Origin of the sequence: Devosia sp., assembly GCF_036676215.1 — a bacterium.
In the GTDB taxonomy this organism is placed as follows: domain Bacteria; phylum Pseudomonadota; class Alphaproteobacteria; order Rhizobiales; family Devosiaceae; genus Devosia.
Genome location: NZ_JAKFDJ010000068.1, coordinates 85,154 through 100,932 on the forward strand (window position 1 = coordinate 85,154; position 15,779 = coordinate 100,932).

At 64.0% G+C, this 15,779-nt stretch carries 13 protein-coding genes and 1 tRNA gene; 9 read left to right on the top strand and 5 right to left on the bottom strand.

Translation table 11 applies throughout. The features are described 5' to 3' along the window. Nucleotides 1-4: 4 nt before the first annotated feature. Nucleotides 5-2,263 carry a GumC family protein gene (locus V6M52_RS06975; protein ID WP_332700516.1) on the bottom strand — a complete coding sequence of 753 codons (2,259 nt, stop codon included), beginning with the start codon at nt 2,261-2,263 and terminating at the stop codon, nt 5-7. 136 nt (nt 2,264-2,399) lie between these two features. On the opposite strand from V6M52_RS06975, the gene V6M52_RS06980 reads away from it, so the two are divergent. From V6M52_RS06980 to V6M52_RS06995, 4 genes are all read left to right on the top strand, one after another. Further along, the gene (locus tag V6M52_RS06980) at nt 2,400-2,966 is read left to right on the top strand and encodes a polysaccharide biosynthesis/export family protein (RefSeq protein ID WP_332700517.1); all 567 of its coding nucleotides are present in this window, start codon (nt 2,400-2,402) and stop codon (nt 2,964-2,966) included. A gap of 12 nt (nt 2,967-2,978) precedes the next feature. After that, nucleotides 2,979-4,109 (top strand): glycosyltransferase family 4 protein, encoded by a 1,131-nt coding sequence (locus V6M52_RS06985; protein WP_332692125.1) that lies wholly within the window; start codon nt 2,979-2,981, stop codon nt 4,107-4,109. Between the two features lie 72 nt (nt 4,110-4,181). Then, nucleotides 4,182-5,705 (top strand): undecaprenyl-phosphate glucose phosphotransferase, encoded by a 1,524-nt coding sequence (locus V6M52_RS06990; RefSeq protein ID WP_332692121.1) that lies wholly within the window; start codon nt 4,182-4,184, stop codon nt 5,703-5,705. Then, complete coding sequence (locus V6M52_RS06995) at nt 5,702-6,988, top strand: O-antigen ligase family protein (protein ID WP_332700518.1); 1,287 nt, start codon at nt 5,702-5,704, stop codon at nt 6,986-6,988. The genes V6M52_RS06990 and V6M52_RS06995 overlap by 4 nt, the downstream gene beginning before the upstream one ends. Here the strand turns inward: V6M52_RS06995 and V6M52_RS07000 are convergent. The 4 genes from V6M52_RS07000 to V6M52_RS07015 form a co-directional block, all read right to left on the bottom strand. Beyond that, the gene (locus tag V6M52_RS07000) at nt 6,985-7,980 is read right to left on the bottom strand and encodes a phosphotransferase enzyme family protein (RefSeq protein ID WP_332700519.1); all 996 of its coding nucleotides are present in this window, start codon (nt 7,978-7,980) and stop codon (nt 6,985-6,987) included. The two genes, V6M52_RS06995 and V6M52_RS07000, sit on opposite strands and share 4 nt — an antisense overlap. A gap of 45 nt (nt 7,981-8,025) precedes the next feature. Then, nucleotides 8,026-8,102, bottom strand: a tRNA-Pro gene (locus V6M52_RS07005). A 167-nt stretch (nt 8,103-8,269) separates the two neighbouring features. Then, complete coding sequence (locus V6M52_RS07010) at nt 8,270-9,154, bottom strand: GNAT family N-acetyltransferase (RefSeq protein ID WP_332700520.1); 885 nt, start codon at nt 9,152-9,154, stop codon at nt 8,270-8,272. Nucleotides 9,155-9,201: 47 nt separating this feature from the next. Next, the gene (locus V6M52_RS07015) at nt 9,202-10,527 is read right to left on the bottom strand and encodes an NAD(P)/FAD-dependent oxidoreductase (RefSeq protein WP_332692110.1); all 1,326 of its coding nucleotides are present in this window, start codon (nt 10,525-10,527) and stop codon (nt 9,202-9,204) included. Nucleotides 10,528-10,708: 181 nt separating this feature from the next. Between V6M52_RS07015 and argE the strand changes: the two genes are divergently transcribed. The 5 genes from argE to V6M52_RS07040 all read left to right on the top strand — a co-directional run bounded on the left by argE (nt 10,709) and on the right by V6M52_RS07040 (nt 15,775). Next, a complete protein-coding gene (argE, locus tag V6M52_RS07020) occupies nt 10,709-11,833 on the top strand; it encodes an acetylornithine deacetylase (RefSeq protein ID WP_332700521.1) in 1,125 nt (374 codons plus the stop codon). A gap of 102 nt (nt 11,834-11,935) precedes the next feature. Then, nucleotides 11,936-12,859: a 2-hydroxyacid dehydrogenase gene (locus tag V6M52_RS07025; protein WP_332700522.1), complete on the top strand. Its 924-nt coding sequence runs from the start codon at nt 11,936-11,938 to the stop codon at nt 12,857-12,859. 24 nt (nt 12,860-12,883) lie between these two features. Continuing rightward, nucleotides 12,884-13,237: a cupin domain-containing protein gene (locus tag V6M52_RS07030; protein ID WP_332700523.1), complete on the top strand. Its 354-nt coding sequence runs from the start codon at nt 12,884-12,886 to the stop codon at nt 13,235-13,237. A 24-nt stretch (nt 13,238-13,261) separates the two neighbouring features. Next, nucleotides 13,262-14,725: an aldehyde dehydrogenase family protein gene (locus V6M52_RS07035; RefSeq protein ID WP_332700524.1), complete on the top strand. Its 1,464-nt coding sequence runs from the start codon at nt 13,262-13,264 to the stop codon at nt 14,723-14,725. A 6-nt stretch (nt 14,726-14,731) separates the two neighbouring features. After that, complete coding sequence (locus V6M52_RS07040; protein ID WP_332700525.1) at nt 14,732-15,775, top strand: tartrate dehydrogenase; 1,044 nt, start codon at nt 14,732-14,734, stop codon at nt 15,773-15,775. Nucleotides 15,776-15,779: the final 4 nt, after the last annotated feature.

The window sequence follows — 15,779 nt, forward strand, 5'->3', positions numbered from 1 at the left end:
CCGGTCAGGCGGCGACGCGGGCCGGGGCGGCGGCAACCTCGCAGCGTTCGAAGCCGGCGTCGAGCAGGCGCCCGCGCGTTTCGGCCACGGCGTCGAGATCGTCCTCATCCCCGGCAACGAGAACCAACCTGCCATCCAGTCCGTCGAACAGCGGCAGGCTCGATGCCGCACCCACCCGGCCGGTCATCAGCACCACAACCTCGTAGAGGTCGCCCAGCGCTTCGACCAAAGTCAGCGGCTTGGTCGAGCTACGGGCGATCTCCCTGCCCTGGCCCCAGGGGACTTCGGCAAAACTGTTGTCAGCCGACTTATGTACCACGTCGCCAAAACTCGCGGCGTTGGCACTGAGATCGGTAAGGCCAGCCTCATCGCCGGTGCGGGCGCTGCCGGCATCGACCAGGGCCACGCTCAACCCGCGCGCGAGCGCGTAGCTAACCAGTTCCTCGGCCAACACTTCGCAATCGGCAGTGGAGCGATGTGCAGCAAGAATGACCAGATGGGTGCGCCCGAGGACGAGGTCCGATGCCAGGTCAGAGAGCGTCACCAGCCCCGGAGCTGGCCGCGGTCCGGCGGTCACATCGGCGGCCGGAGACACTGGTTCAGGTCCCCTCACCTCTGGAGCACCCGCGTCGACTGTCTCAGGCAGGACCGGCGTTCTTGCATTGGTGAAAGCCTGGAGGAAACGCTGGAACTCTGGTCGGCCGGCCTTGACCGTCTGGAGCGACTGCTCCTCGGCTGGCGCGGCCTCGTCGACGGGGCCCGTCACTATCGCCGCGGGCGGCTCTTGCCAAAGTTCGCCGGGCTCAAGCTCCTCGGCGACGAAAGGAACCTCGTCGAGTTCGTCCTGCGGACGCGCCGTGCTGTGACCGGGAACAATGGCCCGGCCGGAAATCAGCTCGCCAAAGACGATGAGGCCGAACTGGGTCGCCAGCGCGACGATGCCGACGGCCAGCAGGATGAGCTGCGTCTTGGGGGAGGCGGGCGACACCGATGGCGCCGCAATGCTCACAACACGCACGTCGGGAAGCGCGGAATTGGAATCGGTGCGGGATATAGCCTCGCTATAGCGCTGCAGATAGCCTTCGAGCAGGTCGCGCTGGGCCTTGGCCTCGCGCTGCAGGCTATCGAGGGCCACGGTATCCTGCGTTGCAGTCGAGGCCGAAGATTTGGCGCGGGTGAGGTCGGCCTGCAGCGAAGCCTCCAGATCGGCCTCGATCTGGGCCTCGGCTTCGAGTGCATCGGCGACCCGACGCCCCTCGAGGCTGATCTGGTTGTTCAGCTCGGAAATCTGGGCGGTCAGCGCCTGAATGGTTGGGTGGTTGGCCAGCAAGGTGGCCGAACGCTGGGCCTTCTCGCCCTGCAAGCGGCCCTTTTCCTGGCTGAGCTGCTGGATGACAACCGATTCGCGCACGTCGGCCACGCCATCGATCGGCTGGCTCCGCTCGATCATGCCGCGAATGAGGGCGGCACGCGACAGCGCGGTATTCTTGCGCTCCTGCGCCGCGTTGATCTGGGTCGCAATGGTCGACAGCTGCTGATCCAGCAGGCTGGTATTGTTGGAGCCAGTGAACAGGTCGTTATCGACCTTGAAATTGGCCACGGCGGTTTCCGCCTCCGTCACCGAGATGCGCAGCTTGGCAATCTCGTCGCGCAGCCAGCCGGAGGCTTCGGCGGTGTCCGACAGCGACAGCTCGGCACGTCGGGTAACATGGGCGTTAGCCAAGGCGTTGGCGATGTCGGCGGCACGTTGTGGGTCGGTCGACCTCACCAGCACTGAAATGATATTCGAGTCCCGCTCCTGAATGACGGTGAGGCGGTCATAGAGATTGTTCAGAACCGTCTCGTCGATGCTGACCGGGGTGGCCTTGCGGCCGAGCAGCTGGGAGATGATGGCCAGAGGAGAGAAGCTGCCGCCCCCTGCCCCGTTGAATTCGGAAACCGAGCGAAGATCGAGCTTGTCGATGACCATCAGCAGTGTGTCGCGCGACTTGATCAGCTCGATCTGGCTGGACACCGCACCGGCATCGCCGCCCGAAGTCGGGGCCTGCTCATTGGCGGCGCGGATGTAAACGTTGCTGCGCGCCTCGACCAAGATCGAGGCGGAGGATTCATAAAGACGCGGCATGAACATGAGAATGACGAAGGTGGCAGCCAGCAGCAACGCCGTCACCATGACGATGCGCGGCAGGCGCCGCACGACCGCGTCCAGCACCGCCCCAACATCGATCCGAGCGTCGCGCACGGCCTGCGACTCAAACGCCATTGTCATTCCTCGCACTCTGCGCGGATTAATGCCGGCTCGTGGTAATCAATCCGTTAAGTTGCTTGCAGATCGCAAAACTCTGGCGGCTGACGAAGGACTTTCTTAACCATGCCGGCGCGAGATTGGCGCACCTGAAGTGCCCGGGATTCTCATGCGCTGGCTGACCATATTTACGATCGCGCTCATGCTGCCGCTGGCGGCCTGCGCCACCACGCGTCCGGCAACCTATCTGGTAGAGACCAAGGGGCCTTATCAACTCGATACCGGCGATACCGTGCGCGTGGCCGTCTATGGCGATGAGGAACTGAGCGACACCTATCGGATCGATGACAGCGGTGCGATCGCTTTCCCGCTTGTCGGCCCGGTACAGGTCCGCGGCGCAACGACGAAGGACGCGGCGGGCAGGCTCGCCGCCGCGCTGGCCAATGGCTATATGCGCAATCCCGATGTTGCTGTGGAAGTAGCGGAATACCGGCCCTTCTTCATTCAGGGCGAGATCAAGAATGCCGGGCAGTTTCAATATGTGTTCGGCATGACCGTGCGGGCGGCGATCAGCACGTCGGGTGGCTTTTCCGATACGGCGGACCGCAGCCGCGCCATTGTGTACCGGCAACAGGGCGACCAGATGGTCAAGGGCACGGTCGACCTCGACTTCCCGATCTATCCGGGCGACACGGTCGTCATTCTCGAACGCTGGTTCTGACGGAGCAAGTCGATGGCTGAACCCAGGCTGCGCATCCTGCAGGTGATGCGGGCCCCCGTGGGAGGCCTGTTTCGGCACGTCGCGGATCTCACGCGTGAACTGGCGGCCAGTGGTCACGCCGTTGGACTTGTTGTCGATAGCCTGGCCAATGACGCGCAGACCGAAGGCAAGCTGGCCGCCCTCTTGCCGCATGCCAGCCTGGGCATCCATCGCCTGCCCATGCCACGCGTACTGGGCCGCGCCGATCTCAAAACACCATTCACGGTGCGGCGGCTGGCGCGATCACTCGATATCGATGTGATGCATGGCCACGGCGCCAAGGGCGGTTTCTATGCCCGGCTGGCCCGGCTGGGCGGAGGCAAGACCGTCGCGCTTTATACGCCACATGGCGGAGTGTTGCATTTTTCCAGGTCATCGCTGTCAGGGCGGGTCTTCCATATGCTCGAGCGGGCGCTGATGGCGCGGACCGGCGCCATCATCTTCGAGAGCGCCTATGCCCGGGCCACCTATTCGGCACTGATCGGCACCCCCACCTGCCCCACCGAGGTCATCCACAACGGCCTTGCACCAGACGAATTCGTCCCCGTGCGACCGGCCGAGAATGCGGCCGATTTCGTCTTTGTCGGCGAGCTGCGCGGCCTCAAGGGCATCCACGTGCTGGTCGACGCCTTGGTGGCGGTGACTCGTCCCGACGGCACGCCCGCAACACTGGTAATGGCGGGCGACGGTCCGAGCAGGTCTGCGCTGGAAGCGCAGATCATGGGGCTCGGACTTGGCGACCGTCTCCACCTGCTGGGGGCGCAGCCCGCACGACCCACCTTTGCCAAAGGCCGGATCGCGGTAGTGCCATCGCTGGCCGAGTCCCTGCCCTATGTGGTGCTCGAAGCCGCGGCGGCGCGCCTGCCGGTGATCGCCACCCGGGTTGGGGGTATTCCGGAGATCTTTGGCCCGACATCGGACAGCCTCGTTCCGGCCGACAATGCCGAAGCCCTGCGCGCTGCAATGCAGGCAGCGCTGGACGATCAACCTGCGACCGAAGCCGAGATGCAAGCGCGTCTGGCCCATATCGAAAGCCACTTCTCGCTCGCCACCATGGCGGGCGGCATTGAGACACTTTATCGATCGGTATTGGCGCGAGCTTAGCCATCAACTTCACCGAGTATAAACCCCTTGCGGCCACAATGGCGCCGAGAGTTTTGTACCGGTAGCGTCCCCATGTATCGAGTTAACACCCAGCAGGCCGTGCAGGCGCACGCGTCAAGGCAGGCTGCGGCAGGCGAGCCAGGGCTGACGTTGTCGACACAGGCGGAGGCCATCATTGCGGCGCCGGTGGAGCGCAGCGTGTCAGGCGCCGTGGTGGCCGGTGTGGCGCAGGTTGTCGAAGCAGCTCTGCTCGCAGCACTGGGCTACGGCATCTACGAATACTATGTGGAACTCGGCCAGCCCGCCTTCTACATCCCCGTCATTCTAGCATCATGCCTGCTGGCCAACGTGCTGTTCAACGCTGCCAGGACGCACCGGATCACTGCCTATCGTACCGTCTTCAACCAGATTGGCCGGGTGCTGGTAAGCTGGACCCTGGTGATGACGGTGCTCACCGTCGGCATCTTCTTCTTCAAGGCCGCGGACCTGTTTTCGCGGGTGTGGCTGGTCAGCTGGTATGTGGGCGGCGCCGTGCTGCTGGTGGCTTACCGGTTAGGCTTGCGCGCGCTGGTCATGCACTGGACGGTACAGGGCCGCCTGCGGCGCCGCACCGTCATTGTCGGTGGCGGCAAAGATGCCGAGACGCTGATCGAGCAGATTCGCGCCAGCGCCAGCCACGACATCATGCTGCTTGGCCTGTTTGACGACCGTATCGACGACCGTTCGCCCGAGACCGTTGCTGGCTATCCCAAGCTGGGCAAGGTTGCCGACCTGATTGAATTCGCGCGCCGAACGCAGCTCGACCTCGTCATCGTCTCGATGCCGCTTTCGGCGGAGAAGCGCGTGCTCGACATGCTGACCCAGCTCTGGGTGTTGCCCGTCGACATTCGTCTGTCGGCCCATATGAGCAAGCTCAAGTTCACCAACAGGGCTTATTCCTATGTCGGTGACATCGCCGTGTTCGACATGGCCGACCGGCCGATTTCGGACTGGAACCTTGTGTTCAAATGGGTGCTCGACAAGTTCGTCGCCGTCACCGCGCTCTTCCTGCTGTCGCCGGTGATGATGATCACCGCCATTGCCATCAAGATCGAGAGTCGCGGCCCGGTCTTCTTCAGGCAAAACCGGCATGGCTTCAACAACGAGCTGATCAAGATCTACAAGTTCCGCTCGATGCGAACCGACATGGCCGACCAGAGTGCAGCAACGCTCGTGACCAAGGGCGATCCGCGCGTCACCAGGGTTGGCCGGTTCATCCGCAAGACATCGATCGACGAGTTGCCGCAACTGTTCAACGTGCTCAAGGGCGAGTTGTCCATCGTCGGGCCGCGTCCGCATGCGCTACAGGCCAAGGCCGATAGCCAGCTCTACTACGAAGCCGTCGAGGGTTACTTCGCCCGTCATCGCGTCAAACCCGGCATGACCGGCTGGGCGCAGGTCAATGGGTGGCGCGGGGAGACCGACACGATCGACAAGATCATGCAGCGGGTGAACCACGACCTCTACTACATCGAGCACTGGTCCATCCTGTTCGACCTCTACATCGTACTGATGACGCCCGTCTCGCTCGTGTCCAAGAACGAGAATGCCTATTGAGCACGCTCGGCACGCTTGATGGCGGCAGTTTCAAGGCCGGGTCCCGCGGACTCGGCCTTGCCTTCATCCGTGTCCGCGCCACCCGCCTGCTCGACATCATGGTGGGTGTCTGGATATTTACCGGCGGGTTCGTACTGTTCGAACCGTCGCCCTACGAGCTGACCTTCCTTGTCGTGCTGCCACTCGCCTTTGCTGGTGGCGTCGGCCTTTACCGCTCGGCCTTTGGCCTCCTGGCCATCCTGCTTGCCTTCACGCCGTTTGCGCTGATCGCCTGTTTTCAGGTGCGCTTCACCCCGCTTACCGACGCACTGCTCTTTTCGATCGTCACCATTTTCCTCATGGTGACGGCCTATTTCATCGCGAATTACGTAGCGGAAGCTACCGAGAAGCGCATGCGCGTTGTCATGGGCGCCTATACGGCAGCCGCGGTGTTCTGCGCGATCCTCGGGACGCTGGCCTATCTGGGGCTGATTCCGGGGGCGGAGATCTTCACGCGTTATGGCCGGGCCAAGGCGACCTTCAACGACCCCAATGTCTTTGGCCCCTTCCTGGTATTGCCGGCGATGTTCGCGCTGCAACGTGTGCTGCTGGGCTCGGGCCGTGCGGCGATCATGGCCGGTATGGTCTTTCTCACGCTTTTCGTGGGCGTTTTCGTCAGCTTTTCGCGCGCCGCCTGGGGGCATTTTGCCCTATCGTCGCTGATCGTACTGGTGCTGTGCTTCTGGCTGGAGGCGGCGGCGCGCGACAAGGTACGCATCATGATCATGTCGCTACTGGGCGCGGCAATGCTGGTGGTGGCTCTGGCGGGCCTACTCAGCATTCCTGCGGTGGCATCGCTGTTCGAGACCCGCACAGCCGGACAGGACTACGATTCGGGTGAAACCGGTCGCTTCGGCCGCCAAGGCTATGCTTTCGAACTGGCCCTCGACAACCCCTTGGGTATTGGCCCGAACGAGTTCAGCTTTCTGCGGATCATCGAGGCGCCGCACAACGTCTATGTAACGGTGCTGCACGTTTATGGCTGGGGCGGCGGAGCGCTCTATTTCCTGCTGGTCATCCTGACCCTGTGGCGGGGTATTGCCGCGCTCGCGCGCCCCTCCCCGTATCGGCTGATGATGATTCCCCTGGTAGCTACGTTCATCATGCTGGCCGGAGAATCCGCCATCATCGACACCGATCACTGGCGCCACTACTACCTTGTGGTCGGGCTGATCTGGGGCATCTCCACCGCCATCCGCAATGACGACCGGCGCACCGCACCGCGTCATCAGATGCTGATCTAGGGCCAGATGGCGCCGCGCAGATAGCGCTCAGCCAGTTGGGCCGTGCCATCGGCAAAGCCGCGCATATGCTGTTCGGCAAGCCGCGTTTCGGCATGTGAGCCGATCCAGGCCAGCAGCGCCATGCGCCGGAGCATGACCATGGAATCGATGGCGGCCACGTCCTCGGCACTCAGGGGTCGTACTGACCGATAGCCGTCAAGCCAGGCAGCCTTGAGCGCCGGAATCGCCGGATTGGTTTCATGGAACGAGATGGCCGCGGCAAAATCATAGGTAAACCAGCAGAAGCCGCAGTCATCGAAGTCGATCAATGTCACCCGATCGCCATCGACCAGCAAATTGCCGAGCCGCATGTCGGCATGGATCAGGCCATAGCGGTCGGGGCCGGTGCCATATTCCGCCAGCCGCCGCCACAGCGCCGAATCCAGCCGGTCCAGTACCGGTCGGTTCGTCTCGTTGACGCCAGGCGCGACGCGCCAATCGCCCCAGGGACCGTCGGCGTCGAGGATCGTCGCCGCCTGCCAGACCTGGCGCTGGAACGTCGCCGGACGTTGCCAGGTCGTGACGTGATTGTGCATGGTGGCCGCATAGCCACCCAGCGTCACAAACAGGTCGCCGAGATTGCTGTCCGGGGTCGGCTCGCGGCCGGGCACGTGGCGGAATAGCACCGCCAGCCGCTCACCCCTGTCCGTCGAAAAGGCCTGCAGCAACTGGCCGTCGTGACCGGGAACCGGTTCTGGGATGACGAGCGTGGTGTCGCGCCGCAAAGCCAGTAGCCAGATCAGTTCGCTCTCGATTGACGCGCGCGACTGATAGCCGGTGCGATGAACGCGGAGCATGAAGCTGCCCTGGCTCGCGGTGTCGATCTGAAAGGTCTGGTTTTCGGAGTGGTTGACAAGCCGGGCGGTGCCGCCATCCAACTGGCTCCAGGATGACAGCGCGGGCTCAACTTCACGCGCCGTCAACGGCATGGGCAGGCTCCAAACTGACAGCATGGCGCCTGCACGAGGCCCATCGCGTTGACCGAACGGAGGGGAAGTTGGTCGGAGCGGCCGGATTTGAACCGACGACCCTTTGTCCCCCAGACAAATGCGCTACCAGGCTGCGCTACGCCCCGACTGGTGCGGAGACATAGAGAAGCGGGGGTTTTCGCGCAACCCCGAATTTTGAGAAAAAGAACAAAGGGGGATTACGCCGCCAAAAGCGGCGTTGGTGGGAGCAAGTCCCACCAACAGTCCCACCAGAGTTTTTGGTTTGTTCTGCGGGCGGTTAGGTTTGACGTCGTCAGCCGATCGTCTGTGCGGCAATGGCGTAGATGCGATGCGGTGGCTGCGACGACAATGGCCACGCCCTGCCGAGCGACATTCGCGTCACCGTGTCAAAGACGGTCAACCCACTCAGGACTAGAAGTTGCGCGAATGGGCCGTCCGTTTGCCCCGTGTCCAGTCGCACGAACGTGCCGACCCGGGATTGCAGATGCGGCATCACCACGGATATCGCGTCGTCATCATCCTTCGCAATGACCGGGCCGATGACGGTGCCGCGGCCGAAAGGTCTCGCCAGGGCGTAGGCGGCAAGTCCGTCCTCGCGGTGGAGGACATATGCCTCGGCCTCCGCTTGGCCGAACAGCAGGGCCAAGAGCGCCGCGCGGTCCGTGCCCGTCGTCCTTCTGTCCAGCGCCAGCAGGTCGGGCAAGTCGGATCGAAGCAATGGGCGCACCGTTCCGTCTGTGACGGCGCGGGCCGCCGGGGGGGCCGCGAGCACGCCCTGGTTCTGATAGATCGTCGCCTCGTCAGCAAATCCCTGGGAACGATAGAGGCGGTGAGCAGCGCGCGTTGCATGAAGGCCGAGGGCCCGCCCGCGTGTCTGTTCCAGAACATGCTGCATCAGCCACGCGCCGCCGCCATTGGCCTGTAGTCGTGGCGAGGTGATCACCATGCCGACCGTGGCGAAGTCGTCGCCGAAGGGGAACCACATGGCCGAAGCCTGCACACGCCCGCTCGCATCGACAGCAACGAAGCCATCGCCGTAGGAGCGCAGAAACTGCCAGTCCTCGGCGCGATGCGGCCAACCAACGCTGACCGACAGCGCGTGAAGAGCCGCAAGGTCGGCCTCCTCGACGCTCTGCCGGCTAACGGTAAACGAGTCGAGAGCGAAAACATCATTCATGCTTGTCATCCATCGCCCGTCGGGCCCGCGAGCCTCTTTCCAATCGTCTAGAAATCACCGACCTCGATCTTGGACCTGTCATGGAACCGGGACAACCGGAACGGTGTCGGATCCACGCATGGCTTATCCGAAGCAATGAGGTCGGCCGCCAGGTGCCCGATCCCGGGGCCCACGCCAAAACCGTGTCCCGAGCAACCGGTCGCCACGAACAGGCCGGCACGGCCGTCGACTTCTGAAATAAAGGGCACCGCATCGGGTGTTGAGTCGATGTAGGCGCCCCAGGCGTCTGCAATTCCCACGGTGGCCAGCTCGGGGAACTGCGCCCTCGCCCGTGCCAGTGCCATGGCGATGACCCTTCCGTCTGCGGCCGGATCGAGAACACGAGTGCGCTCGAACGGCGTCGGCGCGTCCAGCCGCCAGCTGCCGAGCGCCTCCGGGCCCGAGAAGAACGAACTGCCAATCCCGATCTCGACGGCCTTCAGCCGTTTCGCAAACATCGGCAGGAATTCGCGGGCGTAGCGAATGCCCTGGGGGGTCAATTCGAGCGTCGCCTTACCGCTGATGGCCAGCGTGTAGCTGCCGTCCAGGCGGCGCGTGAGGGCAAAGCCGGGTGTAAAGATTGCTTCGCCCAGGTTAGGCGCAGGCATGGTGCGTAAGGTGCTCTGCCGTACGCTGGCCTGCGGCAGGTCGATGCCATGCCAGCGCAAGAACGAGGAAGCCCAGGCACCCGCCGCGCAAAGCACTGCATTGGTACGAATTGTGCCGTGTTCCGTGACGACCCCCTGGACGGCGCCGTTGGCGAACTCCAGACCGCGAGCGGCGCAATTCTGGTGGATGGTTGCGCCATGCATGCGCGCACCCTCGGCGATGAGGGGAGCAGCCAGTGCAGGTTCGGCCTTGCCATCCTCGATCGAATGGACGCCGCCCAGCCATCGCTTCCCGCCCGTGGGCGGCACGATGCGTGCAGCCTCGTCAGCGGAAAGCATCCGGGTGTTGACGCCGAACTGGCGGGCGGTTTCTCGCCATTTTTCCCAGGTCGCCAGCTGTTCGGGATTGTCGGTTGCGTAATGCAGCCCACAGCGCCGGAAGCCGAGATCCTTGCCGATCTCCGTCGTCAATTCATCCCAAAGCCGCATCGAAATCCCTGACAGCGGCAGCTCGCGCGCATCGCGGTTTTGTTGGCGGCACCAACCCCAGTTCCGGCTCGACTGCTCACAACCGACATAGCCCTTCTCCAGCAAGGCCACCGACAAGCCGCGCCGCGCCAGAAAGTAGGCCGTGCTGGTGCCCACGATCCCGCCGCCGATCACGACGACATCCGCCGATGGCGGCAGAGCTTCATTGCTGCTGATGCGGTGGGTGACGGGCGACATGGCAGGCCTTGGTCTATACTAGTCAGTGCCCAGCAGTATCCCCAATCAGCGCCGCAGAATGCGCCGATTGCGACTCCATTTCGGTATATTTCACCGATTTGTCCCGCGCATTTGGCGGGTGATACACGTCAGGCGCCCGTACCGTCCCCTCAGCTGACAAACAGCGCATGAAGGGGCCGACGTGACCGCCGAAGAAATCCTTGCGCGCCTTGTTTCCTTTCCGAGTGTTGCCGGCCGGCCCAATGGCGAGATGGTGGACTGGATCAAGCACTATGCGGAAGGCTGTGGCGCCACCGCAACCGTCCTGCCCGGCCCCGAAGGCGATCGCGCCAACCTGTTCGCAACGGTCGGCCCGCGGGACGTGCCGGGTTATGTGCTGTCCGGACATATGGACGTGGTGCCGGCGGACGAGCCTGGATGGGTGACTGACCCGTTCCAACTGGTGCGCAGCGGCGATCGCCTCTATGGCCGGGGCACCAGCGACATGAAGGGCTTCCTTGCGGCCGCCCTGGCGGCCCTGGCCAGCCTTGGCCAGGAGCCACTCGTGCGCCCCCTTCACCTGGCCTTTTCCTACGACGAGGAAATCGGTTGCCGGGGCGTGCCTCATCTCATCGCTCGGCTGACCGAGCTCTGCGCGCCTCCGCTTGGCTGCGTCATCGGGGAGCCGAGCGGACTGACACCGGTTCGCGCGCATAAAGGCAAGGCTGCGGCCCGGCTCACCATAACCGGGCGACCCGGGCATTCGTCGAGACCGGATCAGGGACTGAACGCCATTCATGCCGCGGTCGGCGTGCTGCAACGGGCGGTGGATGCCGCTGACCACCTGAGGCTTGGGCCGCTCGACGCGCGGTTTGCTCCGCCCTATTCCTCGCTTCAGGTTGGCGTCATTCATGGCGGCGAAGCGGTCAATATCATCCCCGAGACCTGCTCGGTCGAGGTGGAAGCGCGGGCCATCGCCGGTGTCGATCCAGTCGATCTGCTCGAGCCAATTCGCGAGTGTGCCGCATTGCTCGCGGCGGACGGCTTCGGCGCGGAATGGTCGCTGCTGTCAAGTTACCCGGCGCTGGCTCCGCGAGGAAACGAAGAGCTGGCGGCCCTGCTGTCGCGCCTCACCGGGAATAAACCGATCCTTGCCGTCAGCTATGGCACGGAGGCCGGCCTGTTCCAGGCCGCGGGCCTGCCGGCCATCATCTGCGGTCCCGGCGACATTGCTCGCGCCCACAAGCCTAACGAGTACATCGAGGCCGGCGAGCTTGCCGCCGCGCAACGGATGATCGAGGGGCTGGGCGCATACTTGCGATCCTGAGGCGCCCAACTCGAAGCGATCTGCCGCCTGAACAGGCGCATTCGGCGCAATCTACTGCCATGCAGGACCATGATAGCGGGCGGGAACCGAAAGGACCGGGCGATGGCCTTCTTATTCAACTCGGATGCTGAACGGGCGAAGGTCTTTGCCAATGCGTTCGCCCATGCCCTGCCCCATCAGCGGTTCTTGACTCCTGCCGAGGCGTTCGATCCCGCAGACGTGCGCTACCTGCTGACCTGGACGGTACCCGACGACATCGAGCGCTATGCCAACCTCGAAGTGCTGTTCTCGATCGGGGCCGGCGTCGACCAGATCGAACCTGCCAGCTTGCCACCAAACATCAAGCTCGTCCGCATGGTCGAGGATGGCATCGTGCGCATGATGCAGGAATATGTGACACTTGCGGTCCTCGCCCTACACCGCGACCTGCCCGGCTATCTGAGCCAGCAAGCGGGCGGCGTCTGGGGTGTGCGGCCGGTGCGGCAGGCGCCCGATTGCCAGGTGAGCGTGCTCGGTCTCGGTGTCTTGGCCACTGCAGTGCTCGACCGGCTCGAACCCTTCGGCTTTATCCGACAGGGCTGGAGCAGGTCGGCGCGGGACATTGCCGGGGTCAACTGCTTCAACGGCCCCGAGCAACTCACCCAGCTTTTGGCCCAGACCGACATTCTCGTCTGCCTCTTGCCGCTCACATCCGAAACGCGCGGCATTCTCAATGCCGAGCTGTTCTCCCGGCTGCCGCGCGGCGCCGGTTTGGTGCATGTCGGGCGCGGCCCGCAGCTCGACCATGATGCGTTGATCGGGGCGCTCGACAGCGGACAACTGGCGGGCGCGGTGATCGATGTGACCGATCCCGAACCGCTGCCGGCCGACCATGAACTCTGGCGCCACCCCAAGGTGATCGTTACCCCGCACATCGCCAGCGTGACCCAGCCACAAACCGCCGCACGCGCGGTGATCGACAATATCGGCCGCCACGAAGCGGGCCTCGCCCCGCTCGGCCTCGTCGACCGTGACCGCGGTTACTGACCTCCAACAATGAAGGACGACACGATGACGCTTCTAAAGACCATTGATCCGAGCCCCGCCTTCGAGCCCAAGCTTGCGACGCCCGGACCAGAGCGCCTCATTTCGGGCTCCCCCGCCTTCAGAACCTGGGCCCAGGACAGCGCCAGGGACGGAACGGTCAACACAGGCGTCTGGGAAGCTACGCCCGGCGAGACGCATTCGATCAAGGGGGAAACCTTCGAATTCTGCCACATCCTTGAGGGCGTGGTCGAGCTGACCGAGGCGGGCAAGCAACCCGTGATCTACCGGGCCGGCGACAGCTTCGTGATGAAGCCCGGCTATGTGGGCGTGTGGAAGACGATCGAGACCGTGCGCAAGATTTACGTAACGGTCGGCTGATCCGCGGACTGGAGGCAAGCCCCAATGTCGCTTAGTTTCGATCCCGACAGTCTCAACCTTCCGGCCGGTCACTTCGTCGGCGGCGCCTATCTTCGTGCCGAGGGCGTGCTGCCGATGCATCGGCCCTCGGACGGCAAGGCCTTTGGGGCCTGCCCCGTTGCTTCGGCCGAACTCGTCGATCAAGCGGTGGTGACCGCAAAGGTCGCGTTACGCGAAAGCGGCTGGGCGACTTGCCCGCCACGCCAGCGCACCAAGATCCTGCATCGCTGGGCCGACCTCATCGAAACGGAGGCCGTCACCCTGGCGCGGCTGGAGGCATTTTGCTCAACCCGACCTGTCGGGGAACTGATCGACGGCGACATCGCCGCGACCGCCGAGCAAATCCGCTTCTTTGCCGAGTTTGCCGACAAGGAAGGTAGCGAGCTGGTGCCAACAGGCGCGGCCAGCCTGGGCATGGTGATGAGCGAGCCCTATGGCATCGTCGGCGCCATAACCCCCTGGAACGTGCCGCTGTCCATGGCCGGCTGGAAGCTGGGACCGGCCCTCGCCGCCGGCAATGCCGTGGTGATCAAGCCTTCCGAGATGACGCCGTACTCGACCCTGCTCATGGCGGAACTCGCCGAACGCGCCGGTCTGCCATCCGGCCTGATCAACGTCGTGCTCGGCGATGGGCCGACGACGGGGGCCGCCATTACCGGTCATCCCGACATTGCCAAGGTCAGCTTTACCGGGTCGACCGGAGCGGGGGCGGCCATCCTGGCCAACATCGCGGCGACCGGCATCAAGCCCATGACACTGGAGCTCGGCGGCAAGAGCCCGCAACTGGTATTTTCCGACGCCGACCTCGATCAAGCCATCAATGCCATCGCCAGCAGCATCCTCTCCAATGCCGGGCAGGCCTGCGTGGCCGGATCTCGACTGATCGTCGCGGAAAGCGTCGCCGATCGGGTTATCGCGGGCATCCTTGCCCGCATGGAGGCAGTGCACGCCGCGCCCACCTGGGACGAGACCAGCAGGTATTCTCCCATCATCTCCGAGCGCCAGCGCCTGCGCATTGGACAGGTCGTTCGCGCCACAATCGCGGCAGGCGCCGAATGCCTGACCGGCGGCAGCGAAATGGATCATCCGGGTTATTTCTATCAGCCGACATTGCTGGCAGGCGTCGAGCAAGCCTCGCCGGCGGTGCAGGACGAGATCTTTGGCCCGGTGCTGACCGTGCAAACCTTCCGCGAGGAAGACGAGGCTTTGGCGCTCGCCGATCACCCAACCTATGGCCTAGCGGCTGGCCTGTTCACCCGCGACCTGTCCCGGGCGCTGCGCTGCACGCATGCGCTGCAGGCCGGCACGATCTGGGTCAATCGCTATGGCCGCTCGCGCGACCACATCCTGCCCACCGGTGGCTACAAGCGCTCCGGCATCGGCAAGGACCTTGGCCGCGAGGCCTATCTCGCCAACCGAAAAACCAAAAGCGTCCTGATCGCACTGTGAGGAAAAATGAAGGTCTATTCTATAGCGCTGCTTCCTGGTGACGGCATCGGCCCCGACGTGACCGCTGCCGCCTGGCAGGTGCTGGAGGCGGTAGCGCGCAGCGCCGATTTCAAACTCCAGGGCACGTCCCTGCCCTGGTCATGCGACCACTATCTCCAGACGGGCGCGATGATGCCCGACGACGGTATCGAGACCTTGCACGGCTTCGACGCGATCCTGCTTGGTGCCGTTGGCTGGCCCGAGAAGGTCCCGGACGCCATCTCGCTGCATGGCCTGCTGCTGCCGATCCGCAAATCCTTCCAGCAATACGCCAATATTCGTCCTCACCGGCTGCTTCCAGGGGTGGAAGGACCGTTGCGAAAGGCGCAGTTCGACATTCTGTGCATCCGCGAGAACACCGAAGGCGAGTATTCGGGCGCCGGCGGCCGGGTGCATCAGGGCACGGACAACGAGGTTGCGATCGAGACCGCGATCTTTACCCGCATGGGGGTCGAACGCATCCTGCGCTTCGCATTCGAGCAGGCTCGGCGGCGACGCGGCAAACTCGCTTCGGTCACCAAATCGAACGCCCAGCGCCACTCCATGGTGTTCTGGGACGAAGTGACCCGCGAACTCGCCGGCGAATACCCTGATGTCGAGGTCACGAGCTACCACATCGACGCCATGGCCGCGCGCATCGTCATGGCGCCGGAAAGCCTCGATGTGGTCGTTGCCTCGAACCTTTTCGGCGACGTGCTGACCGACCTCGGAGCGGCAATCCAGGGTGGGTTGGGTTTCGCCGCTTCCGCCAACATCAATCCCGGCCGCGATGCGCCGTCCATGTTCGAGCCGGTCCACGGCTCGGCTCCCGATATCGCGCATCTGGGCATTGCCAATCCGATCGCGGCCATCTGGTCGGCATCCATGATGCTCGATCACCTGGGCGAAACCGCAGCGGCGGCTCGAATCATGACGGCTCTGGAAGCTGTGACTTCGCGCGGCATCGGCACCGTTCCCGGCAAAAACAAGACAGACGAGATCACCAAAGCCGTCCTGGCGGCGTTGGATTGAAACG